This window comes from Nocardia sp. NPDC056952 (genome assembly GCF_042674185.1).
Taxonomy (GTDB): domain Bacteria; phylum Actinomycetota; class Actinomycetes; order Mycobacteriales; family Mycobacteriaceae; genus Nocardia.
Map to the genome: position 1 here is coordinate 149270 of NZ_JBHURA010000004.1, position 21777 is coordinate 171046.

General features: G+C 66.7%; 21 protein-coding genes. 16 read left to right on the top strand and 5 right to left on the bottom strand.

What is annotated here, in order from left to right; translation table 11 throughout:
• Positions 1-20 precede the first annotated feature (20 nt).
• Positions 21-1553 carry an acyl-CoA synthetase gene (locus ACFTS5_RS16795; protein ID WP_378631673.1) on the top strand — a complete coding sequence of 511 codons (1533 nt, stop codon included), beginning with the start codon at positions 21-23 and terminating at the stop codon, positions 1551-1553.
• Positions 1554-1567: 14 nt separating this feature from the next.
• Here ACFTS5_RS16795 and ACFTS5_RS16800 read toward each other — a convergent pair whose 3' ends face one another.
• On the bottom strand, positions 1568-2566 hold the full coding sequence (locus ACFTS5_RS16800; RefSeq protein ID WP_378631675.1) for a sigma-70 family RNA polymerase sigma factor: 999 nt from the start codon (positions 2564-2566) through the stop codon (positions 1568-1570).
• A gap of 149 nt (positions 2567-2715) precedes the next feature.
• Between ACFTS5_RS16800 and ACFTS5_RS16805 the strand changes: the two genes are divergently transcribed.
• Positions 2716-3132 carry a VOC family protein gene (locus ACFTS5_RS16805; protein WP_378631677.1) on the top strand — a complete coding sequence of 139 codons (417 nt, stop codon included), beginning with the start codon at positions 2716-2718 and terminating at the stop codon, positions 3130-3132.
• A 79-nt stretch (positions 3133-3211) separates the two neighbouring features.
• On the opposite strand, the gene ACFTS5_RS16810 is transcribed toward ACFTS5_RS16805, so the two are convergent.
• Complete coding sequence (locus tag ACFTS5_RS16810; RefSeq protein WP_378631678.1) at positions 3212-3994, bottom strand: crotonase/enoyl-CoA hydratase family protein; 783 nt, start codon at positions 3992-3994, stop codon at positions 3212-3214.
• Positions 3995-4055: 61 nt separating this feature from the next.
• Here ACFTS5_RS16810 and ACFTS5_RS16815 point away from each other — a divergent pair, with 61 nt between their 5' ends.
• Positions 4056-5699 carry an acyl-CoA synthetase gene (locus ACFTS5_RS16815; protein WP_378631680.1) on the top strand — a complete coding sequence of 548 codons (1644 nt, stop codon included), beginning with the start codon at positions 4056-4058 and terminating at the stop codon, positions 5697-5699.
• A gap of 90 nt (positions 5700-5789) precedes the next feature.
• Here the strand turns inward: ACFTS5_RS16815 and ACFTS5_RS16820 are convergent, their stop codons facing one another.
• Positions 5790-6968 (bottom strand): FAD-dependent oxidoreductase, encoded by a 1179-nt coding sequence (locus ACFTS5_RS16820; protein ID WP_378631681.1) that lies wholly within the window; start codon positions 6966-6968, stop codon positions 5790-5792.
• 99 nt (positions 6969-7067) lie between these two features.
• Here ACFTS5_RS16820 and ACFTS5_RS16825 point away from each other — a divergent pair, with 99 nt between their 5' ends.
• The gene (locus ACFTS5_RS16825; protein WP_378631683.1) at positions 7068-7685 is read left to right on the top strand and encodes a TetR family transcriptional regulator; all 618 of its coding nucleotides are present in this window, start codon (positions 7068-7070) and stop codon (positions 7683-7685) included.
• 102 nt (positions 7686-7787) lie between these two features.
• Here ACFTS5_RS16825 and ACFTS5_RS16830 read toward each other — a convergent pair whose 3' ends face one another.
• A complete protein-coding gene (locus ACFTS5_RS16830; RefSeq protein ID WP_378631685.1) occupies positions 7788-8885 on the bottom strand; it encodes an acyl-CoA dehydrogenase family protein in 1098 nt (365 codons plus the stop codon).
• Between the two features lie 22 nt (positions 8886-8907).
• Entirely contained in the window at positions 8908-10101 is a 1194-nt protein-coding gene (locus ACFTS5_RS16835; protein ID WP_378631686.1) for an acyl-CoA dehydrogenase family protein, read from the bottom strand.
• A gap of 186 nt (positions 10102-10287) precedes the next feature.
• On the opposite strand from ACFTS5_RS16835, the gene ACFTS5_RS16840 reads away from it, so the two are divergent.
• The 12 genes from ACFTS5_RS16840 (at position 10288) to ACFTS5_RS16895 (ending at position 21770) form a co-directional block, all read left to right on the top strand.
• On the top strand, positions 10288-10476 hold the full coding sequence (locus tag ACFTS5_RS16840) for a ferredoxin (RefSeq protein WP_056819344.1): 189 nt from the start codon (positions 10288-10290) through the stop codon (positions 10474-10476).
• A gap of 43 nt (positions 10477-10519) precedes the next feature.
• The gene (locus tag ACFTS5_RS16845) at positions 10520-11422 is read left to right on the top strand and encodes a 3-oxoacyl-ACP reductase (RefSeq protein ID WP_378631687.1); all 903 of its coding nucleotides are present in this window, start codon (positions 10520-10522) and stop codon (positions 11420-11422) included.
• A 325-nt stretch (positions 11423-11747) separates the two neighbouring features.
• Positions 11748-12512, top strand: coding sequence for an ABC transporter permease (locus ACFTS5_RS16850; RefSeq protein WP_101464635.1), 765 nt, complete (start codon positions 11748-11750; stop codon positions 12510-12512).
• A gap of 4 nt (positions 12513-12516) precedes the next feature.
• Positions 12517-13368, top strand: a complete 852-nt coding sequence (locus ACFTS5_RS16855; RefSeq protein ID WP_062982725.1) for an ABC transporter permease — start codon at positions 12517-12519, stop codon at positions 13366-13368.
• 4 nt (positions 13369-13372) lie between these two features.
• Positions 13373-14578 (top strand): MCE family protein, encoded by a 1206-nt coding sequence (locus tag ACFTS5_RS16860; RefSeq protein WP_378631689.1) that lies wholly within the window; start codon positions 13373-13375, stop codon positions 14576-14578.
• Positions 14575-15603 (top strand): MCE family protein, encoded by a 1029-nt coding sequence (locus ACFTS5_RS16865; protein WP_378631691.1) that lies wholly within the window; start codon positions 14575-14577, stop codon positions 15601-15603. Before ACFTS5_RS16860 ends, ACFTS5_RS16865 begins: the two co-directional genes overlap by 4 nt.
• Positions 15596-16663, top strand: coding sequence for an MCE family protein (locus tag ACFTS5_RS16870; protein ID WP_378631693.1), 1068 nt, complete (start codon positions 15596-15598; stop codon positions 16661-16663). The genes ACFTS5_RS16865 and ACFTS5_RS16870 overlap by 8 nt, the downstream gene beginning before the upstream one ends.
• Positions 16660-17928 (top strand): MCE family protein, encoded by a 1269-nt coding sequence (locus tag ACFTS5_RS16875; RefSeq protein WP_378631694.1) that lies wholly within the window; start codon positions 16660-16662, stop codon positions 17926-17928. Before ACFTS5_RS16870 ends, ACFTS5_RS16875 begins: the two co-directional genes overlap by 4 nt.
• Positions 17925-19151, top strand: coding sequence for an MCE family protein (locus ACFTS5_RS16880; protein WP_378631696.1), 1227 nt, complete (start codon positions 17925-17927; stop codon positions 19149-19151). Before ACFTS5_RS16875 ends, ACFTS5_RS16880 begins: the two co-directional genes overlap by 4 nt.
• On the top strand, positions 19148-20551 hold the full coding sequence (locus tag ACFTS5_RS16885) for an MCE family protein (RefSeq protein ID WP_378631697.1): 1404 nt from the start codon (positions 19148-19150) through the stop codon (positions 20549-20551). Before ACFTS5_RS16880 ends, ACFTS5_RS16885 begins: the two co-directional genes overlap by 4 nt.
• The gene (locus ACFTS5_RS16890) at positions 20548-21288 is read left to right on the top strand and encodes a hypothetical protein (RefSeq protein WP_378631699.1); all 741 of its coding nucleotides are present in this window, start codon (positions 20548-20550) and stop codon (positions 21286-21288) included. Before ACFTS5_RS16885 ends, ACFTS5_RS16890 begins: the two co-directional genes overlap by 4 nt.
• The gene (locus ACFTS5_RS16895; RefSeq protein WP_378631700.1) at positions 21285-21770 is read left to right on the top strand and encodes a h domain protein; all 486 of its coding nucleotides are present in this window, start codon (positions 21285-21287) and stop codon (positions 21768-21770) included. The genes ACFTS5_RS16890 and ACFTS5_RS16895 overlap by 4 nt, the downstream gene beginning before the upstream one ends.
• The last annotated feature ends 7 nt before the right edge of the window (positions 21771-21777 follow it).

Below are 21777 nucleotides of genomic sequence, written 5' to 3' on the forward strand. Positions count from 1 at the left end.
ACACGTTCTAAATTCGAAGGGTGAGCCAGCAGACAACGGAAGTCCTCGGACTGTGGAATATCGCCGAGGCCGATCCCGAACGGATCGCCCTCGTCGACCCGGACGGTAGAGAGATCAGCTATCGAGAATTGGCCACCCTCGCCAACCGGTACGCCAACGGGCTACGCGGCATCGGATTGCGCACCGGCGACGTGGTGGTCAGCATGCTGCACAACGGGGTCGAGGCGATCGCCGCGTACTTCGCCGCCTACCAGGCCGGTTTCTATATCGTCGCGGTGAACTGGCACCTCACCGCGCCGGAGATCGCCTACATCCTCGGCGACAGCGAGGCGTCGGCGTTCCTGGCCAGTGAGCGGTTCGCCGACACCGCGGCCGAGGCCGCCGACCTCGCCGAACTGTCCGCCGACGCCCGTTTCTCGGCGGGCACCATCCCCGGCTTCCGGCCGGTGTCCTGGCTCGGCGCCGCCGACACCGGTCGTCCGGACGAGCGGTCCATCGGCGCGCCGATGCTCTACACCTCGGGCACCACCGGTCGGCCCAAGGGCGTTCGCCGCCCGCTGACCGGCGCGGATCCCGATGTCGTTCCCGCGGCCAACCAGGCCTACTTCAGCCTGTTCGGCCTCGGTCCCTACGACGATCACGTGCACATCTGCGGCTCGCCGCTCTATCACACGGCCGTGCTGAACAACTCGACGATCTCGATCCAGATGGGGCACAAGCTCGTGCTGATGGATCGCTGGGACGCCGAGGGCATGCTCGCGCTGATCGAGAAGTACAAGGTCACCCACAGTCACATGGTGCCCACGCAGTTCAACCGGCTGCTGGCCCTGCCCGACGAGGTGCGGGCCCGCTACGACATGTCCTCGCTGCGCAGCATGATCCACGGTGCGGCGCCGTGCCCGCCGGACACCAAGCGACGCATGCTCGAGTGGTGGGGACCGGTCGTCACCGAGTACTACGCCGCGACCGAGGGCGGCGGCACGGTGATCACCGGCGCCGAGTGGCTGGAAAAGCCGGGCTCGGTGGGCAAGGCGTGGCCGTGGTCGGTGGTGAAGGTGCTCGACGAGCAGGACGGCACCGAACTGCCCGCGGGCAAAGAGGGCCTGATCTACATGAAGATGGGCGCATCCAGCTTCGAGTACCACAAGGCCAAGGAGAAGACCGAGGAGTCGCGCGTCGGTGAGATGTTCACCGTCGGCGACATCGGCTACTTCGACGCCGACGGTTACCTGTTCCTCTGCGACCGGCGTTCGGATCTGATCCTGTCCGGTGGGGTGAACATCTACCCGGCCGAGATCGAGGGCGTGCTGATGAGCCACCCGAAGATCGCCGATGTGGCGGTTCTCGGTGTGCCCGACCCGGATTGGGGTCAGCAGGTGAAGGCGTTCGTGCAACCGGTGCCCGGCACCGAGGGCAGCGACGAACTCACCACCGACATCCTCGAATTCGCCGCGAGCCAGCTCGCGAAGTACAAGCTGCCCCGCACGGTGGAATACCGTGCGGAGCTGCCCCGTGATCCCAACGGGAAGCTGTACAAGCGCCGCCTGCTCTGAATTGGCGTTCCCGCTCAGACGGGCTCGCGCCACTCCGGCTCGAGCCCGAAGAGCGGGAACAGGCGCTGGGTGTCGAGGAAGAAGTTGAGGCCGGCGATGGTGTCGCCCTCGAGTTCGAGCACCGTGATCGACCACGGCACCCAGACGCCGGGCTCCTCGCTCGGCTTGTAGTGGCCGAAGGCGGGCGAACCGTTGGCGCCGACCAGCGGCACCATCCGCGAATTGCGGCACGCGCTGCCCGTGCTGAGCATGAACGCGGCCACGTTCTCCGGGCCCGAGATCCAGAGATCGAACGGCGGCATCGACAGCGCCACATCGGCTTTGAGCAGGGTGGTGAGCGCGTCCATGTCGTAGGCCTCGAACGCCTTGACGAAATCGTCGATCAGTTTGCGCTGATCCGGATCGGTCTCGTCGAAGCTGTCGGCCACGGTCGGCTGCACCTTCGACATGGTGGCCCTGGCCCGCTGCAGCGCACTGTTCACCGACGCCGGCGACATCATCAGCGCCTCGGCGGTCTCACCCGCGGAGAAGCGCAGCACCTCACGCATGATCAGGATCGCGCGCTGAGTGGCGGGCAGGTGCTGGCACGCCGCGACGAAGGCCAGGCGCAGCGTGTCCCTGGTGGAGGCATGGTCGGCCGGGTCGGCGCCGAAGGCCAGCGCGTTCGGGATCGGCTCGATCCACACGTAGTCGGGCTGGGGCATGGGCAGCGGTGAATCCGGCCGGCCCGGCCCGTTGAGATCCATCGGTCTGGCACGACTCTGGGGACGGTCGAGCATGTCCAGACAGATATTGGTGGCGATCTTGTAGAGCCACGAGCGCAGACTCGCGCGGCCCTCGAAGGAATCGTAGGAGCGCCAGGCGCGGGTGAAGGTTTCCTGCACCGCGTCTTCGGCCTCGAAGGAGGACCCGAGCATCCGGTAGGCATACGCGCACAACTCGCGCCGATGCGTCTCGAATTCGGCGAGTACAGCGGGATCAGGGCCGGTGGTGGCGGTTGTGGCGTCGCTCATAGTTTCACGATGCCACAGGGGTCCGACAGCCGACAGAGGCGAAAACGGGCTATCGCGATTTCGCGAACTTCGCGCGGTTGCGATGAATCCGCGTCGACCGCCACGTCTACATGTTCGAGACCGCAACGACGCCCCGAAAGGCTGATCCCATGAGCAACAAGATGATCTTCATCAACCTCCCCGTCGCCGACCTCGACCGCTCCAAAGGCTTCTACGAGGCGCTCGGCTGGAAGGTGAACGAGGACTTCACCGATCAGAACGCGGCCTGCATCGTCGTCGACGACAACATCTGCCTGATGCTGCTGACCAAGGACTTCTTCACCACGTTCAGCAAGCGCCCGATCGCTGATACCGGGGCTGCTATCGGTGCCGCTTACGCGTTGTCACTCGGCAGCGCAGCGGAGGTCGACGCGCTCACCGACGCGGCTGTGGCGGCGGGTGCCGCCGAAGAGGTGAACGACGACAAGAAGGCGCAGGAGGCTCAGGTCGGGATGCACGGTCGGACGTTCATCGACCCGGATGGGCACCAGTGGGAGCCGTTCTTCATGGACTACCCGGGGGCGTGACGACGCGAGCGCCGGCACGCTCGAGCGCGGCCCCATGGGGGGCCGCGCCGTGCGGGGGCGGGAGTGGGGTTATGGCGGATCAGGTGCCGGAGAAGTTCGGCTTGCGCTTCTCGGCGAAGGCTCGCGGGCCTTCCTTGGCATCGGCTGATCTGAACACCTCGATGCCGATCTTCGCCTCGATGGGGAACGCCTCGTTCTCCGGCATGGCCTCGGTTTCGCGCAGGGTGCGCAGCATCGCCTGGACGGCGAGCGGGCCGTTGTCGGCGATCTGGCCTGCCAGCGCCAAGGCTTTGTCGAGGGCGGTTCCGTCGGGGACCACATGGCCGATCAGGCCGATGTCCTTGGCCTCGGCAGCGGTGATGTGCCGACCGGTCAGCAGCAGATCGGCGGCCACGGTGTACGGGATCTGCCGGGCCAGCCGCACCGCGGAACCACCCAGCGGGAACAGGCCCCACCGGGCCTCGGAGACGCCGAACTTGGCGCTTTCCCCCGCCACGCGCAGGTCGGTGCCCTGCAGGATCTCGGTGCCACCGGCGATGGCCGGGCCCTCGACTGCCGCGATCAGCGGCTTGGCCAGTCGCCGTCCCTTCAGCAGCGCGGGGAGGTAGGCCGGGTCCCAGCTGCCGCTGGCGGCGGTGTCCCCCGGATGCGACGAGCTCATCGCCTTCAGATCCATCCCCGCGCAGAAGGCCCCGCCCGCACCGGTGAGGATCGCGACGCGGATGTCGGGATCGCTGTCCACTTGGTTCCAGGCGTCGAGCATGATCGCCATCATCTCGCTGGACAGGGCGTTGCGGGCCTCCGGCCGATTCATGGTGACGATGAGGACATGGTCGCGCTTCTCGACCAGGCAGTGGGCCATTTTCGTACTCCTGACAAGTTGAGTCTTGTCAGAAACAGTAACACGTTCTATTTTTGTCCTTGTGAGCTACAACATAGCCGATCTCGTCGAACATGCCGTCGACTTGATGCCCGACCGGATCGTGCTGGTCGGCGAACATCGAGAATCGACCTACGCCGAACTGGAGGAGCGGGCCAACAAGTTGGCCCACTACCTGCTGGAACAGGGTGTGCGTCCCGGCGACAAAGTCGGAATCTATTCCAGGAACACTGTCGAGGCCGTCGAAGCGATGGTGGCCGTCTTCAAGGCCAGGGCGGTGATGATCAACGTCAACTTCCGCTACGTCGAGAACGAGTTACTGCACATCTTCGACAACTCCGACATGGTCGCGCTGATCCACGAGCGCCGCTACACCGACAAGGTGGCGGCGGTGCGGGAGAAGGTGCCGGGCCTGAAGACGGTGATCGTGGTCGAGGACGGCACCGATGGGCCCACCGGCGCGGACACCGTGGATTACGAAGCGGCGCTGGCCGATTCGTCGGGTGAACGAGACTTCGGTGAGCGCTCGCCCGACGACATCTACATGCTCTACACCGGTGGTACCACGGGGCTGCCCAAGGGCGTGATGTGGCGGCACGAGGATGTCTGGCGCGTCCTCGGCGCAGGCATCAACTTCGTCACCGGCGAGTACGTCAAGGACGAATGGGAGCTGGCCAAGGTCGGCGCGGCCAACCCGCAGATGGTGCGGTTCCCGATCCCGCCGATGATCCACGGCGGCTCGCAGTGGGCCACCTTCCACAGCCTGTTCGGCGGTGGCAAGGCCGTGATGATTCCCGAGTTCAGCGGGCACGGTGTGTGGCAGGCCGTCGACAAGCACGGCATCAACCTGATCTTCATCACCGGTGACGCGATGGCGCGCCCGATGCTCGACGCTCTCGCCGAAGGCAACCCGGAAACCGGTGAGCCCTACGATCTTTCGACCCTGTACGTGCTGGCCAGCAGTGCGGCGCTGTTCTCGCCGTCGCTCAAGGACAAGTTCCTCGAGGTGCTGCCCAACCGGATGATCTCCGACTCCATCGGCTCCTCGGAGACCGGTTTCGGTGGACTCTCCCTGGTCGCCAAGGGCGCCACCCACACCGGTGGTCCCCGGGTGAAGATCGACGCGGCCACCCAGGTGCTCGACGAGGATGGCAATCCGGTCGAAGCGGGTTCCGGCGTCGTCGGCCTGCTGGCGCGCAGCGGGCACATCCCGCTCGGCTACTACAAGGACGAGGTCAAGTCGGCCGCGACGTTCAAGGTGATCAACGGGGTTCGTTTCGCGATTCCCGGTGACTACGCCCGCGTCGAGGAGGACGGCTCGGTCACGATGCTCGGCCGTGGTTCGGTGAGCATCAACAGCGGTGGCGAGAAGATCTACCCCGAAGAGGTGGAGGGCGCCCTCAAGGCCCACCCCGATGTCTTCGACGCCCTCGTCGTCGGCGTCGAAGACGCCCGCTGGGGCCAGCGCGTCGTGGCCGTGGTTCAGTGCCGTGGCGACCAGCGCCCCACGCTGGCCGACCTGAAACCGGTACTGGCCCAGGAGATCGCGTCGTACAAGCAGCCACGCAGCCTGTGGTTCGTCGATGAGATCAAGCGCTCGCCCGCGGGCAAGCCGGACTACCGCTGGGCCAAGTCCCAGACGGACGAACGCCCCGCCGACGAGCACGCGGAGGCAGGCTCGGCGTAGCACCCTCTCCACACGAACGAGCCCGCCCGGCAGCGTCGCCGGGCGGGCTTTCGTCGTGTTCGAAAACAGTTGCGGACAACCGGGTTCCGGTCAGCGATTGCCGAGTTCCGAGAGCTGGTAGGCCAATCGGCCACGCACCGCGGGGATGCGGCTGAGAAGGCGCAGGGCGGTGTTGCGCGCGAAGCGGATCGGCGCGGACTGGAAAGTGGCCATCGTGGTCATGCGATCGGTGAACGCCACGACGTCGAGGGCGATCGGCCTGCGGACGGTTTCGTAGGTATCGAGGATCGAATCAGGTTCGCCTGCGGTGACTTTCGTCAGGAGGGTGGCGAGCAGGCCGGCGTCCTGGATGCCGGTGTTCATGCCCTGTCCGCCTGCCGGGCTGTGCACGTGGGCGGCGTCGCCTGCCAGGAAGATGTGGCCTGCGCGGTAGTGGTCGGCTACGCGGTGGTGGACGCGGAAGCGGGAGCTCCACAGGACCTCGTCGACTCGGATGTCGCCTGCGGGGCCGCGTGTGTTCAGGAGGGCCTGGACGTCGTCGAGGGTGGGGTGTTCGGGGGCCTCGTCGACGGTGGCCACGACGCGGTAGCGGTTGGCCTCGTCGTCGGGGAGCGGGGCGACGACGGTGACGCCTTCGGGGGAGAGGTGCAGCGAGACCTCGGTGCGCGGGGTCGGCCAGCTCATGCGGACGTCGGCCAGGATGAACGACGCGGGGTAGGTGCCGCCGGTGAAGCCGATGCCCGTTTGCTCGCGCACGACGCTGTGCATGCCGTCGGCGCCGATGACGTAGTCGGCCCTGATCACGCCTTGCCGGTCGTGCTCATCGGTGTATTCGACAGTCACGCTGCTGTTTTCGCCGGTGACGCGGGTGACGGTGAGCGGCCGGTGCACGGTGCCGCCCAGCTTGTGCAGCCGGTCGAGCAGAACCTGCTCGGTGACGTCCTGCGGCACCATCAGCGTGTACGGGAACGCGGTGGGCAGATCGCCGAACTCGATGGTGGCCAACGTCTTCGCGCCGTCGTGGAGCTTGAACGTCGGCACCTTGATGCCGCGTTCGACGAGTTCATTCGCGATACCGAGCCCGTCGAGCACCTCGAGCGTCCTGGCATGCACCACCGCGGCCCGAGATGTGTTGGCGCCCTCGCCGAGTCGGTCGAGCAGGACATGGTCGACGCCGGCTTCGGCGAGCACGATCGCGGCGGTGAGCCCGGCGGGACCCGCGCCGACGATGACGACGGAGGTGGCTTCGGGCAGTGAGGTGGCGGGCATTTCGACTCCTGGTCAACGCTTGTTTGCCAACGCTTGTAGGCATAACGGTAAACCCGCTCACGGATGAAAGTCAACAGTTGTTGGCCTACAATCGTTGACATGCCTGACCAGGAGATTCCCACCCGTCGTTCCGACGCGACGAAGGCCGCCATCCTCGAGGCCGCCCGTGCCCGCTTCGCCGCCGACGGCTACGCCAAGGCCACGATCCGCGCGATCGCCGCCGACGCCGAGATCGATCCCTCGATGGTGATGCGCTATTTCGGCAGCAAGGACGGCCTCTTCGCCGCCGCAGCCCAGATCGACCTGGACCTCCCCGACCTGAGCGCCGCCGACCCGAACACCATGGGCGAGTTGATGATCCGCCGATTCCTTGAGATCTGGGAGGGCAACGACAACACCGTTCTGCTGATCCTGCTGCGCTCCTCGATCACCGACGAGGCGGTAGCGGCCCGATTCCGCGAGATCTTCGCCGACCAGGTCCTGCCCGCCGTCCTCCGCTTCGGCACCCCCACCGACGCCCCCCGCCGTGCCGCGCTGATCGTCTCCCAACTCCTGGGTCTTGCCCTGTGTCGCTACGTCCTGCGGCTGCCCCCGGTGGTCGCGCTCACTCCGCGACAGATTATCGAAGACATCGCCCCCACCCTCCAGCGCTACTTGACTGCGGCGGCGACCGTCGATGAGGCAGCGGAGTATGTGCAGACACGAGTGCGGAGCTGAACGCGCGACTGTCCTCGCAATGACCGGGTCCTCGGCGTGAAGACGCGAAAAGGGCCGGTACCGATCGGATTCGATCGGTACCGGCCCTAGGACGAGAGTGGGCTAGTTCGCCAGCTCGGCGCCCAAGGCGAGGAGGTGGGGAGTTGCTCCGCCGAGCGCGAATTCGTTGTGCTTGGCGGCGGTGAAGTAGTTGTGGGTGATGTGGTCGCGGTCGATACCGAGGCCGCCGTGGATGTGGACGACGGTGTGGGCGACCTTGTGCCCGGCCTCGGCCGCCCAGAACTTGGCGATGTGAATGGACTCGGCGGCGGGGAGGTCCTCCGCGAGGCGCCAGGCGGCCTGGGTGACGGTGAGGCGCAGACCGCCGATGTCGATGTAGGCGTCGGACAGGCGCTGGGCCACCGACTGGAACGAACCGATCGGCTTGCCGAACTGTTCGCGGGTGCGGGTGTGCTCGGCGGTCAGCTCGAGTGCGCGCTCCAGCGTGCCGAGTTGCAGGGCCGACAGGCCGAGCCAGGCGTGTTCGCGCAGCCAGGTGAGGATGTCGGCGCCCGCCTCGATGCTGCCGAGAAGTTCGGCCGGGGTGGCGGCGAGATCGACGGCGAACTCGGGGCTCAGGTCGACGACCTGCTGGGCGGTGCGGGTGACCGAAGCGTGCTCCGGATCGACCACGAAGACGCCGACACCGGTGGAGGTGATGGCGGGCACCAGGATTCGTTCGGCGCGATCGGCGACGGCGACCGTGGTCGCGGTACCGGTGAGCGTCCACCCGGCGCCGGCGGGCTCGGCGACGATCCCGGGCGCGTCGGTGGTGGCGCGCAGCTCCTCGGCGAGCGCGGCGGTGAGCACGATCTCACCGGCGCCCGCCCGCGCGGCCAGCTGCTGCTGGGCGGCATTACCGAACTTCGCCAGCGCGCCCGCGCCGAGGACGATCGACCACAGGTAGGGCACCGCGGCGACCACACGGCCGAGTTCACGCAGGATCGCGGTCTGCTCGAGCATGCCGAAATCGCTGCCGCCCAGGGCTTCCGGCAACGCGGCGGCCAGCACGCCGGTCTCGGCGAGCGACTTCCAGAGCTGCTCGTCGAAGCGGGCAGCGGTGTCGAGTTCGCGCAGACGATCGGCGGTGACGAGCTTGGCGCAGATCTCGCCGGTCAGCCGGGCGAGATCGGTCTGGGCTTCGGTGGGAGTGAAATCCATGGGGAGATACCGGCTTTCGGGATCAGCGGGCGGACGCGGGCTGGCGCAGGGCGGTCATGGCGATGATGTCGCGCTGGACCTCGTTGGTGCCGCCGCCGAAGGTGAGAATCAGTGCGGCGCGGTGCATCCGCTCGAGCCGGCCGAGCAGTGCGGCGCCGGGGGAGTCCTGGCGCAGGTACGCGTGGGGGCCGACGACCTCCATCAGCAGGCGGTAGGCCTCGGTGGAGAGTTCGGTGCCGTAGACCTTGCAGGCGGAGGCGTCCCACGGCTTCGGCGCGGCCTCGCCGCCCTGATCGGCGCGGCTGGCGATCTCCCAGTTCAGCAGCTTGAGGTATTCGACCTTGGCGTGCACCCGAGCCAGGTTGAGCCGGGCCCATTCCTGGTCGATCACGCGCTTGCCGTTGGGCAGAGTCGTTTCCCGGGCCCACTCGACGGTCTGCGCGACCGCCAGCGCCAACGGGCCTGCCGAGGTGAGGGCGACGCGCTCATGATTGAGCTGATTGGTGATCAGCGACCAGCCGCCGTTCTCCGGGCCGACCACCGACGAGACGGGTACCCGCACGTCCTGGTAGTAGGTGGCGCTGGTGTCGGGTCCGGCCATCGTGTGCACCGGCGTCCAGGAGAACCCGTCGACGTCGGTCGGCACGATGAGCATCGTGATGCCCTTGTGCTTCTTGGCGGTCGGATCGGTGCGCACGGCCAGCCAGATGTAGTCGGCGTAGGCGATGAGGCTGGTCCACATCTTCTGGCCGTTGATGACGAAGTCGTCGCCGTCGCGAACCGCGGTGGTCCGCAGTGAGGCCAGGTCGGTACCGGCGCCCGGCTCGGAGTAGCCGATGGCGAAGTGCAGCTCACCGGAGGCGATCTTGGGCAGGAAGAACTTCTTCTGCTCCTCGGTGCCGTACTGCATGATCGTCGGCGCCACGGAATTGAGCGTCAGGAAGGGGACCGGCGCGCCCGCGATGGCCGCTTCCTCGACGAAGATCAGCTGATCCATCGTGGTGCGGTCCTGGCCGCCGTACTCCTTGGGCCAGCTCAGGGTGAGCCAGCCGTCGCGGCCCATCTCGCGCACGACCTCGCGGTAGACGTTGCCGGAGCCGTATTCGCCGGTCGTCATGCTCAGCGCCGCGCGGCGTTGCGGCGTCATCAGCTTCGCGAAATATTCGCGCAGCTCGGCGCGCAATTCTTCCTGCTGCGGCGTATACGCGACGCGCATGCTTCCTACCTCGGTGTCGAGCTGAAAGGGCGGGTGGCGGGGCGCAGGGGGTGAGCCCCGCCGAAACCGATCATTGCATATGAACTGGAACATGTTCCAGTATTGATGGTGATTCGGCGCCTGTTCCGCTTCGGGGACCGGGCTGTCTGGGTTAGTGTCGCGAAGACCGTGTGGAAGGAAGTTCTCATGAAGATCATCGTCGATTTCGACCGGTGTGAAGCGAACGGCGTTTGTGTAGGAATCGCCCCTGACATGTTCGAACTTGATGACGACGACATGTTGACCGTCGCGGAGGGCGATGTCGCGCCCGATCGCCTCGCCGACGCGGAGGAGGCCGTGGCGCAGTGCCCCAAGGCCGCGCTGAGGTTGGCGTGATCCGCTCTTGTCGGATGGTGGAACACGTTCTAGAGTCGGCCGAATGAGTGTGACGCAGATTTCATTGGAGGGCCGGGTCGCGATCGTGACAGGTGCGGGCGCCGGGCTCGGCAGGGCCGAAGCTCTCGCGCTGGCGTCGGCCGGTGCGGCGGTGGTCGTCAATGACCTGACCGAGGACGCGGCGGCCGAGACCATCGCCGCCATCCGCGAGCTCGGTGGCAAGGCGGAATTCGTCGGCGGCTCCATCGCCGAGCGCTCGACGGCCGACGCGCTCGTCTCGACCGCGCAGGAATCGCTCGGCGGGCTCGACATCGTCGTCAACAACGCGGGCATCACCCGCGATCGCATGCTGTTCAACATGTCCGACGAGGACTGGGACGCGGTGATCGCGGTGCACCTGCGCGGACACTTCCTGCTCACCCGCAACGCGGCCGCCTACTGGCGCGCGGCATCCAAGGCGGCGGGCGAGCCGGTCTACGGCCGGCTGGTCAACACCTCCTCGGAGGCGGGCCTGCTCGGACCGGAAGGACAGGCGAACTACGGGGCGGCCAAGGCCGGTATCACCGCCCTCACGCTCACCGCCTCGCGCGTGCTGTCCAGGTACGGCGTGCGCGCCAACGCGATCTGCCCCCGGGCCAGGACCGCGATGACCGAGGCGGTCTTCGCGGACGCGCCCGAAGGTACGGTCGACCCGCTCGCGCCCGAGCACGTGGCCAAGCTCGTGGCCTATCTCGCCTCGCCCGCGGCCGACGCTGTGAACGGTCAGGTCTTCGTCGTCTACGGACCGATGGTGGCGCTGATGGCGGCGCCGACGGTCGAGCAGCGCTTCGATGCCGCGGGTGCCGAATGGTCCGAGGCCGACCTGGCCGCCACCCTCGGTGGCTACTTCGCAGAGCGCCCCGCGGATCACACCTTTTCGGCGCGCGACCTCCGCGATCTGGGCTGAGCGGTCCAGTCCACGGTTTGCCTGATGTTGGCTGGCCGCACACCTCGCCGGAATTGTCTCGCCTGTCGTGTTGATCACCAGTCCAGGTATTGGTAGACATGACCGTCGGGGTGTGTGCCGCCTCACAGGAAGGTCGCCGATTTGAATAAGTATCCGTTTCAGTTTTGACAGCGTTTTACGAGAAAAAGTCCTGCTCTGAGTCTACGAATATGGCAGACATTAGTAGGAACATGTTCTAGTCTTTGGGCAGTCTTCAGATCGGGGTGGCGGTGAAGTACGGGTACGCGGACACATCGGTCCGCCCGTCGAAAGAGGAGGATTCGGAATGAACAACCTCCTTGCTGTCCCGTTGCGGGCGGTCGGCGGTTTCTTCGAACTCGGCGCGGAAGTGGCACGAGCCACCGTCCGCAAGCCATTCCAATGGCGCGAATTCATCGACCAGGCATGGTTCGTGGCTCGCGTCTCGATCGTGCCCACGCTGTTGGTCGCCATCCCGTTCACGGTGCTGGTGGTCTTCACGCTCAACATCCTGCTGCGCGAGATCGGCGCCGCTGACCTCAGCGGCGCGGCCGCCGCGTTCGGCGCCGTCACCCAGGTCGGCCCGATCGTCACGGTCCTGATCGTCGCCGGCGCCGGCGCCACCGCGATCTGCGCTGACCTGGGCGCACGCACGATTCGCGAAGAGATCGACGCGATGAAGGTGCTCGGCATCGACCCGATCAGCCGGTTGGTCGTGCCGCGCGTGTTCGCCTCGATGTTCGTGGCACTGATGCTCAACAGCCTGGTGTGCACCATCGGCATCGCCGGCGGCTTCGTGTTCTCGGTCTTTCTCCAAGGCGTGAACCCCGGCGCTTTCGTCAACGGGATTCCGCTGCTGACGAATCTGTCCGAGCTGATCATCTCCGAAATCAAGGCGGGCCTGTTCGGCCTGATCGCCGGAATGGTCGCTTGTTATCTCGGGCTGCAGGTCAAAGGCGGACCCAAGAGCGTCGGTGACGCGGTGAACCAAACAGTGGTATTCGCGTTCATGGCGCTGTTCGTGGTGAATGTGGTTGTCACCGCGATCGGCCTGAAATTCACGGTGCGGTGACCACATGGCATTCATAGTTCGCAGCAAGTTTCCGCGCACGGTCCGCCGTTTCGATCGCATGTCGAAATCGGTGGATTCCCTGGGAGATCAGGCGATCTTCTACGTCAAGGCGCTCGGCTCGGTGCCGCGCGCGCTGGTGCACTACCGCACCGAGACCATCCGCCTCATCGCCGAGATCAGCATGGGCAGCGGCGCTTTGGCCGTGATCGGCGGCACCGTGGTGATCGTCGGCTTCCTGACTCTGATGGCGGGCGGCACCATCGCGGTGCAGGGCTACAGCTCGCTCGGCAATATCGGCGTCGAGGCACTGACCGGCTTCTTCGCCGCCCTCATCAATGTGCGTATCGCGGCACCGGTGATCTCCGGCATCGGACTGGCGGCCACCATCGGCGCAGGCGCGACAGCGCAGCTGGGCGCGATGCGCGTGGCCGAGGAGATCGACGCGCTGGAATCGATGGCGATCCGGCCGATTCCGTTCCTGGTCGGCACCAGGGTGCTGGCCGGCATGATCGCTATCGTGCCGCTCTACGCACTCGCGGTGATCGCTTCGTTCATCGCCAGCCGGTTCGCGACCGTCGTGATCTACGGGCAGTCGGCAGGCGTTTACGACCACTACTTCTCGACCTTCCTCATCCCGAGCGACATCCTGTGGTCGTTCGCGCAGGCGATCGTGATGGCACTGGCCGTGATGCTCATCCACACCTACTACGGTTTCCACGCCGCGGGTGGTCCGGTCGGCGTCGGCATCGCGGTCGGCAACGCGGTGCGCTCGTCACTGATCGCTGTCGTCACTGTGACGCTGCTGATCTCGCTGGCCATCTACGGCACCTCCGGCAACTTCCACCTCTCGGGATAGCGTGATGGACACTTCACGGATCGTTGCCGCATTGCAGGGCGGGCTCGGGCGCAAGCTCGCCGCGCTCACGATGGTCGGCTTGCTCGTCGGGCTCGCGGCCTTCGCGTTCGCCCTCTTCCAAGGCGCGTTCACCACCACCGCGAAGGTGCTGGTCGACGCTCCACGCTCGGGCCTCGTGCTCGACCCCGACGCCAAGGTGAAGGTGCGCGGCGTCGAGATCGGCCGGGTCGCCGAGATCAACCTGCGCGACGACGGCGCGCAGATCCTGCTCGAGGTCGACCCCGAACAGCTGAAGCTGGTGCCGTCGAACGCGGGTGTCGACATTCGCTCGACCACGGTGTTCGGTGCCAAGTACGTGAACTTCGTTGTCCCCGAACAGCCGTCGTCCAGCCCGCTGAAGCCGGGCAGCACGGTCGCGGCGACTTCGGTGACAGTGGAGTTCAACACGCTGTTCCAGCACCTGTCCGACGTGCTCGCCCAGGTGGAACCGGAGAAGCTCAACGCCACGCTGACCGCGCTCGGCACCGCACTGCAGGGCCGCGGCGACAAGTTCGGCGATCTGCTCGTCCGCTCGGATCGCTACCTGCGCGAGATCAACCCCTATCTGCCCACGCTGCAACAGGATCTGGACAAGACGGCCCAGGTGACCAATATCTACGCCGATGCCTCCGGCGCGCTGCTGCGCACCGTGGACAACGCCACGGTCACCGCGAAGACGCTGTCGGAGATGCAAGCCGAGCTCGACAATGTGCTGGTGAACGTGATCGGACTGTCGGATACCACCGGTTCGGTGCTGCGGGAGAACGAATCCGACCTGGTCACCGCGCTCGACCTGCTGCGGCCGACGACCAGCCTGCTGTTCGAATACGCGCCTGCGTTGAGCTGCATCATCGACGGCCTCGGCCCGATCATGCCGTTGGCCGAGGAGGTATTCGGCGGCGTGCTGCCCGGCGTCGGTATGAACGCCTCGCTCATGCCCGGCTCCAAGCCCTACACCTACCCCAAGGACCTGCCCAAGGTGAACGCCACCGGCGGACCGCATTGTGAGGGTGTGGTCACCCGCGCTCCGGACAGCCACTCGAACTATGTGGTGACCGATACCAGCCAGGGCACGGTGTACACACCCAGCACCGCGCCGCTCGCGTTGAACGACAGCGCACCAAAGGTTTTCCAGCTCTTGCTGGAAGGACTGCCGGGAGTGACACGGTGAAAAACACGGCGACGACAGTCAAGCTCGCGATCTTCACCGTGGTGATGACGCTCGTGTTCGCAGGCTTGGCGATCGTGCTGAGTCAGGCACGGTTCTCCAGCGAGAACGGGTACAAGGCGGTGTTCACCAACTCCTCGGGCATGCTGCCGGGGTCGAAGGTGCGGATCGCGGGTGTGCCGGTCGGCTCGGTGACCTCGGTGAAGGTCGGCGACGACGATCTCGCCCATGTCGAGTTCGACGTGGACACCAAGTACTCGGTGCTCTCCAGCACCCGCCTGGCGATCAAGTACGAGAACCTGGTCGGTGACCGGTACCTGGAGCTGAAGGAAGGTCCGGGTTCGGCCCGCGAGCTGCCCGCCGGCGCCACCATCGGCAAGGAGCAGACCACGCCCGCACTGGATCTGGACCTGTTGCTCGGCGGCTTCAAGCCGCTGCTGCGTGGGCTCGATCCCGGTCAGGTCAACGACCTGACCTCGGCGCTGCTGCAGATCTTCCAGGGCCAGGGCGGCACGCTGGTCTCGCTGCTCAACAGCGGCGGCAGCTTCGCCAAGACCCTCGCCGACCGCGATGCCCTGATCGGCAGCGTGATCGACAACCTGAACACCGTGCTGGCCACCATCGACGATCGCGACGAGCAGTTCGCCACCACGATCGACGAATTGCAGCGCCTGGTCAGCGGATTGGCCGCCGAGCGCGACCCGATCGGCGCCGCACTACCGCGGATCGCCGGTGCGACAAAGGAACTCAACGACCTGCTGACCACCGCTCGCCCCGACCTGCGCAACACGATCGAGCAGACCGGCAGGCTGGCCACCAACCTCGACAACGGCTCCGACCACCTCCAATGGGTGCTCGAGAAGCTGCCGCAGACCTACAAGCAACTCGTCCGCGTCGGCGCCTACGGTTCGTTCCTGCAGCTGTACATCTGCGGCACCAACTTCGTTGTCGACGGCCCGAACGGTCAGCCGATGGAAGTGAAGGCGCCGGGCCTGCAGGCGACCGGAAGGTGTACGCCCAATGAGTGAGAAGAAGTCGTCGGCCGTCACCATCGGCATCGTCGGCATTGTGCTGGTGGTGACGATCTCGCTCGCCACCCTGCAGTACACCAAGCTGCCGTTCATCCGCTCCGGCGCGACCTTCACCGCGTTCTTCGTCGACGCGGGCGGGCTGGTGCCGGGTGACCCGGTGCACGTGGCCGGCGTGCGTTCCGGCGAAGTCGACCAGGTCTCGCTCGACGGTCCCAAGGTGCTGGTGAAGTTCACCCTCGACGAGTCGATCGTGCTGGGCCAGAAGACATCCGCCGCGATCAAGACCAACACGGTCCTCGGTCGCAAATCCCTGGATGTGGTGCCGACCGGACAGGGCGCGCTGCGTACCTCCGACACCATCCCGCTCGACCGGACCACCTCGCCGTACTCGCTCAACGAGGCACTCAGCGACCTCGGCGCGACCGTCCGCGATCTCGACATGGATCAGGTCGACAAGACCCTGGATGTGCTCTCGGCCGCCTTCGCCGACACGCCGGGCCCGTTGCGCAACGCCCTCGACGGCGTCACCGCACTCTCGCGCAGCATCAATACGCGCGACCAGGCGCTCACCGATCTGCTCGGCCGGGCGCAGAACGTCACCAAGGTGCTGGCCGACCGTAGTTCGCAACTCAACGCGCTGCTGCTCGACGGCAACAACCTGCTCGGCGAACTCGACAACCGCCGTGCCGCCATCAACCAGCTGATCGTCTACGTCGACTCGGTCGCCAAGCAGCTCTCCGGGCTGGTCGCCGACAACGAGGCGCAGATGAAACCGACACTGGACCGGCTCAATTCGGTGCTCGGCCTGCTGCAGCGCAACAAGGAGAACCTGTCGGAGGCGCTGGAGGGGATCGGCCCCTACGCCTCGGCACTCGGCGAGCAGGTCGGCAACGGTCCGTGGTTCAACGCCTACGTGGTGAACGCGACCAGTACCGAGCTGCGTCCACTGGTGGACGCGCTGGTCTGGCCCGAGCACCTGCCGCAGGACCTGATCGACATCTTCACGCATCCGGCGCCGCCGAGCATCGTGCCGACCGAGGAGGATCCGCCGCGATGAGTGGTATCGCATCGAAAGTCCGTGGCGTGCCGCGTTGGACGCTCGCGGTCGCCGTGGTGGTGATCGTCGCGCTGGTCGCGGTCGGGGTCTACACCACGCTCGGCATCGGCAAGACCAAGATCACCGCCGCCTTCACCTCGACCACCGGCCTGTACGCGGGCGACGAGGTGCGGATGCTCGGAGTCAAGATCGGCAAGATCGACTCGATCGAGCCCGGCGAGGGCCGGGTACAGGTGCGGATGTCGGTCGACCGCGGCATCGACCTGCCCGCCGATGCCCGCGCCGTGCTGATCGCGCCGTCGCTGGTGTCAGCCAGGTTCATCCAGCTCGCGCCCGCCTACGACGGTGGCCCGAAGATGGCCGACGGCGCGCAGATCCCGATCGAGCGCACCGCGGTCCCGGTGGAGTGGGACGACATCAAGGCCGAACTCTCCAATCTCGCAACCGCTCTCGGGCCGGTCGGCGACGACCAGCAGGGCTCGTTCGGGCGTTTCGTCGACACTGCCGCGAACAACCTCGACGGCAACGGCCAGAAGTTCCGTGACACCCTGCGTGAACTGTCGGCGACGCTGAATACGTTGTCCGACGGACGAACCGACCTGTTCGGCACCATCCGCAATCTGCAGAAGTTCGTCGAGGTGCTCTCGGCGAGCAACGAGCAGATCGTGCAGTTCGGCGGCCGCCTGGCCTCGGTGGCCTCGGTACTCGCGGGTGCGTCGGAGGAGCTGGGTGCGGGGCTGGACAGTCTGGATGTGGCGCTCGCCGATGTGAAGCGCTTCCTCGAAGGCAGTGGCGCCGAGCTCACCGACGGTGTCGAACGGCTCGCCGATGTCACCCAGACGCTGGTGGACAAGCGGCCGGAGATCGAACGGCTGCTGCATTCCGCGCCGACCGCGCTGGTGAACTTCTACCAGATCTACAAGCCGGCCCAGGGCTCGCTCAGCGGCTCTGTGTCACTGAACAACACGTCCAGCCCGCTGACCTTCCTCTGCGGTTCCATCCGCGCGCTCGAGCACAACGACTCGGACCGGTCGGCGGATCTGTGCGCGGAATTCATCGCTCCGGTGATCAGTTCGCTGGCGATGAACTACGTGCCGATCATGCTCAACCCGGTCGGCGGCACGCAGGCCCTGCCCGGCCAGCTGACGTACAGCCCGCCGAGTTTGGCCGCGGAGGTGCCGTCCGCGCCGGTGGCCCCGGCGACGGCGCCGATCACCGTGCCGAACGGTCTCGCCGGACTCGCGGTTCCAGGAGGACAACGATGACGCCCCAACGCATGCTCGCCGGGTTGGCGGTGGGCGTCGCCGTGACGCTCGGCGTGACCGGCTGTCAGTGGGACGGGCTGAACTCGCTACCCATGCCCGGCTCCGAGGGCTCCGGCCCCGGCTCGTACACGGTGCGGATCCAGATGCCCAATGTCACCACGCTGACCCGGAATTCGCCGGTGCGGGTGGACGACGTCGAGGTCGGCAATGTCACCGGGATCGATGTCGAGGGCTGGCACGCGCTGGTCACGGTGTCGCTGAATCCCGAGGTGAAACTGCCCGCCAACGCGATCGCCAAGATCGGGCAGACCAGCCTGCTCGGCAGCAATCACGTCGAACTGTCCGCCCCTACCAATACGCCCGCCCAGGGACAACTGCGGAACAACGACGTGATCCCGCTCGAGCGGGCCGGCGCCTACCCGACCACCGAGCAGGTGCTGTCTTCGCTGTCGGTCGTGCTCAACGGCGGCGGTATCGCCCAGCTCGAGACCATCACCAGGGAGATGAACGCGGCGCTCAACGGTCGCGAGGCCGAGATCGCCGATCTGCTGCCGCAGCTCAACGAACTGACCACCGGCCTGGACAGGCAGACCGGCAACATCATCGCCGCGATGGAGGGCCTCGACCGGGTGGTGGGCAACTTCGCCGACCAGAAGGATGTGCTGGCCCGCGCGATCGACGAGATCCACCCGGCACTGACCGCACTCGCCGACCGCACCGCCAACATCACCAGGGCGGTCACCGCGCTGGGTGAGCTCAGCGATGTCACCGAGCGGATCATCCAGACCAGCGGTGACGACCTGAAGGCCAACCTGGCCAGCCTCGGCCCGGTGCTGGAGACCCTGGCGAACACCGGCACCAACCTCGTCGACGCGATGGGCATCATTCCCTCCTTCCCGTTCCCGATCAAGAACATCGGCAACGCGATCAAGGGTGACTACCTCAACCTCTTCATCACCTTCGACCTGACCGGTAAGCGCTTGGACAGCAACTGGCTCACCGGCACTCCGCTCGGCGGACGCTTCGGTGGTGTCGAGGGCGTGCTCGGTACTTTCGCGCCGACGACGGCCACCGACGCGGGCGATCCGACCAAGCTCCCGCAGGCGCCCGCACCCAGTGCGGCACCGACGCCGACCCTGCCCGGACTGCCGTCCATTCCCGGCCTGCCCTCCATCCCCGGAATCACCGTGCCGCTGCCCGGCCAGGAAGGGGCGGGACGATGAAACTCACCCGGTTCGTCCACGTTCAGCTCGCGATCTTCGCGGTACTCACCGTGATCGGTCTCGTCGTGATGGGCGGGACATACATCCAGCTACCCGCGATGTTCGGGATCGGCCGCTACGGGGTGACCGTCCAGCTCGCCGCCACCGGCGGGCTGTATCCGACCGCCAATGTCTCCTACCGCGGCACCAATATCGGCAAGGTCGAGGCGGTGCGGCTCACCACGGCTGGGGTCGAGGCGGACCTGTCGATCGACAGCGATTACAAGGTGCCGTCGGACTCGATCGCCTGGGTGCGCAGTGTCTCGGCGATCGGCGAGCAGTACGTCGACCTGGTGCCGGAGGCGAATTCCACCTCGGGGGATCTGCGCGACGGTTCGGTGATCCCGGTGCAGCGCACCAGGCTGCCGCAGGACGTCGGCTCGCTGCTGGACCAGACCGACAAGCTGCTCTCCACCGTCGCCGATACCCGGCTGCGCCAGGTGATCGACGAGGCGTTCCAGGCGTTCAACGGCGCGGGCCCTGACCTGCAGCGATTCATCGACTCGGCGGCGCTGCTGGTGCAGCAGGCCGAAACCGATGTGGAACCGACGAAGAAGCTGCTCGATCAGATCGGCCCGCTGCTGGACACCCAGATCCAGTCCGATGCCAATATCCGTTCCTGGACAACAGATCTCGCGACCCTCACCGATCAGCTCCGCGAGTCCGACCCGACCTTGCGAAACCTGTTGCGCAACAGCCCTTCCGCGATGCAGAAGGTGACCGAGCAGTTCCAGAGCCTGCGTCCGACCCTGCCGCTGCTGGCGAGCAATCTGGTGAGTCTCGGCCAGGTCGGGGTGACGTATCACGCTGGCCTCGAACAACTGCTGGTCGTTTTCCCGCCGCTGATCGCGGCGTTGCGGACAGTCCTGCGCGGACCCACCAAGTACGGCGCGATGGTCGACTTCATGACGGTGGTTCACGACCCACCCGCCTGCACCACCGGCTTCCTGCCCGCCGATCAGTGGCGTGAGCCGAGTGACTTCAGCCCGATCGACACTCCGGAAGGGCTGTACTGCAAGGTAGCTCAGGATTCTCCGATCGAAGTGCGCGGTATTCGCAACAGTCCGTGCATGGAGTATCCCGGCGTCCGGGCGCCCACTCCCGAACTGTGCCGGACGGGGTACGTGCCGCAGGGCACGAACCCGCCGTTCGGCGCGCCGCAGCCGGTAGCCCCGGCCTCGGCCCCCACCGGCGCGTCCACCGGCGGAGTCACCCCCGCCGCCGCGCGCCCCTATGATCCGTCCACGGGCAGCTATCTCGGCCCGGACGGACGCATGTACCGCCAAGGTGATATCGCCTCCGATGGCTCGGGCACCGTCCCGGCCAGCTGGCAGGCGATGTTGGAGGAGCAGCAGAGATGAGTGAGAGCAACACAGGCCGCCCGCGTCGCCGGGCAGCCCGGTCGGCGGGCCCGCCGGTAGAGGATGTGAAGGTCGTCGACGTGACAGTCGACGCGGGAGCGGTGGAACCGGCCGAGGTGGCCGGTGCCGAGGCGGCTCCCGACAAGGACGCCACGGTGGTCGCGGCTCCCGTCGTGCTGACGAAGCCCGAGGTGGTGGCCGACCAGGTCGACGAGGAATCGGCCGAGCTCGACGAAGAAGACGTGAAGCTGGCCAGGCTCGGGCAGATCATCGGGCTCGCCGCGGCCGCGGTGCTGGTGTTGGCGCTGGTCGTCGGCGCCACCTTCGCCGCGCTCGCCGCCCGGTCGGGGAGCCAGGACGAGGATCTGCGCGCGCAGTACACCCAGACCGCGCGGCAGGCGGTCATCAACCTGACCACCATTCGCGCCGACTCCGCCAAGGAGGACATCGACCGGATTCTGGCGGTGGCCTCGGGCGAGTTCAAGAACGAGTTCGACGGTCGCGTCGACCCGTTCATGGATGTGGTGAAGCAGGCGAAGGTGGTCTCCACCGGCGAGGTCGTCGAGTCGGGGATCGAGTCCGTCGACGAGAACTCGGCCAAGGTGCTGGTCGCCGCGAAGCAGATGGTGAGCAACACCGGGTCGGCCGAACCGCAGTCGCGCCAGTACCGATTCCGGATCACCGTGTCGAAGGGCGATTCCGGGATGACCGTGTCGAAAGTGGAGTTCGTGGGATGAGCAAGCGAATCAAGATCGTCTTCGGCGCCCTCGCGGCGGCTGGTGTGATCGCGGCCGTCATCCTGGGCGTCAGCGGGTATCAGCTGTGGCAGCAGGACAAGACCGAGCAGGCGCGCACCGACGCGATGAGCACCGCGAGCCGGACGGTGAGCGCGATGTTCACCTATGAGCCCGCCACCGTCGATACCGAGTTGCCGAGGGCGGCCGACAATCTCACCGAGTCGTTCCGGGCCGACTACCTGAAGCTGATCGAGCAGGCCATCGCGCCGGGCGCCAAGGAGAAGCAGCTCACTGTCAAGGCCACCACCCAGGCCGAGGGTGTGGTCTCGGCGGATCCTGAACACGCCGTCGTCCTGCTGTACCTGAACCAGCTGACCACCAGCAAGGACTCACCTGAGGGCGCTACCTCGGGCAGCCGGGTGCGGGTCACCCTGGACAAGGCGGACAACCGCTGGCTGGTCGCTCAGGTCACGCCGGTCTGAGCGACGC

Coding starts and splice junctions, on each gene's coding strand:
- ACFTS5_RS16800 (WP_378631675.1), bottom strand. CDS start 2,566: ATGAGCGACGCCACAACCGCCACCACCGGCCCTGATCCCGCTGTACTC.
- ACFTS5_RS16805 (WP_378631677.1), top strand. CDS start 2,716: ATGAGCAACAAGATGATCTTCATCAACCTCCCCGTCGCCGACCTCGAC.
- ACFTS5_RS16810 (WP_378631678.1), bottom strand. CDS start 3,994: ATGGCCCACTGCCTGGTCGAGAAGCGCGACCATGTCCTCATCGTCACC.
- ACFTS5_RS16820 (WP_378631681.1), bottom strand. CDS start 6,968: ATGCCCGCCACCTCACTGCCCGAAGCCACCTCCGTCGTCATCGTCGGC.
- ACFTS5_RS16825 (WP_378631683.1), top strand. CDS start 7,068: ATGCCTGACCAGGAGATTCCCACCCGTCGTTCCGACGCGACGAAGGCC.
- ACFTS5_RS16830 (WP_378631685.1), bottom strand. CDS start 8,885: ATGGATTTCACTCCCACCGAAGCCCAGACCGATCTCGCCCGGCTGACC.
- ACFTS5_RS16835 (WP_378631686.1), bottom strand. CDS start 10,101: ATGCGCGTCGCGTATACGCCGCAGCAGGAAGAATTGCGCGCCGAGCTG.
- ACFTS5_RS16840 (WP_056819344.1), top strand. CDS start 10,288: ATGAAGATCATCGTCGATTTCGACCGGTGTGAAGCGAACGGCGTTTGT.
- ACFTS5_RS16845 (WP_378631687.1), top strand. CDS start 10,520: ATGAGTGTGACGCAGATTTCATTGGAGGGCCGGGTCGCGATCGTGACA.
- ACFTS5_RS16850 (WP_101464635.1), top strand. CDS start 11,748: ATGAACAACCTCCTTGCTGTCCCGTTGCGGGCGGTCGGCGGTTTCTTC.
- ACFTS5_RS16855 (WP_062982725.1), top strand. CDS start 12,517: ATGGCATTCATAGTTCGCAGCAAGTTTCCGCGCACGGTCCGCCGTTTC.
- ACFTS5_RS16860 (WP_378631689.1), top strand. CDS start 13,373: ATGGACACTTCACGGATCGTTGCCGCATTGCAGGGCGGGCTCGGGCGC.
- ACFTS5_RS16870 (WP_378631693.1), top strand. CDS start 15,596: ATGAGTGAGAAGAAGTCGTCGGCCGTCACCATCGGCATCGTCGGCATT.
- ACFTS5_RS16875 (WP_378631694.1), top strand. CDS start 16,660: ATGAGTGGTATCGCATCGAAAGTCCGTGGCGTGCCGCGTTGGACGCTC.
- ACFTS5_RS16880 (WP_378631696.1), top strand. CDS start 17,925: ATGACGCCCCAACGCATGCTCGCCGGGTTGGCGGTGGGCGTCGCCGTG.
- ACFTS5_RS16885 (WP_378631697.1), top strand. CDS start 19,148: ATGAAACTCACCCGGTTCGTCCACGTTCAGCTCGCGATCTTCGCGGTA.
- ACFTS5_RS16890 (WP_378631699.1), top strand. CDS start 20,548: ATGAGTGAGAGCAACACAGGCCGCCCGCGTCGCCGGGCAGCCCGGTCG.
- ACFTS5_RS16895 (WP_378631700.1), top strand. CDS start 21,285: ATGAGCAAGCGAATCAAGATCGTCTTCGGCGCCCTCGCGGCGGCTGGT.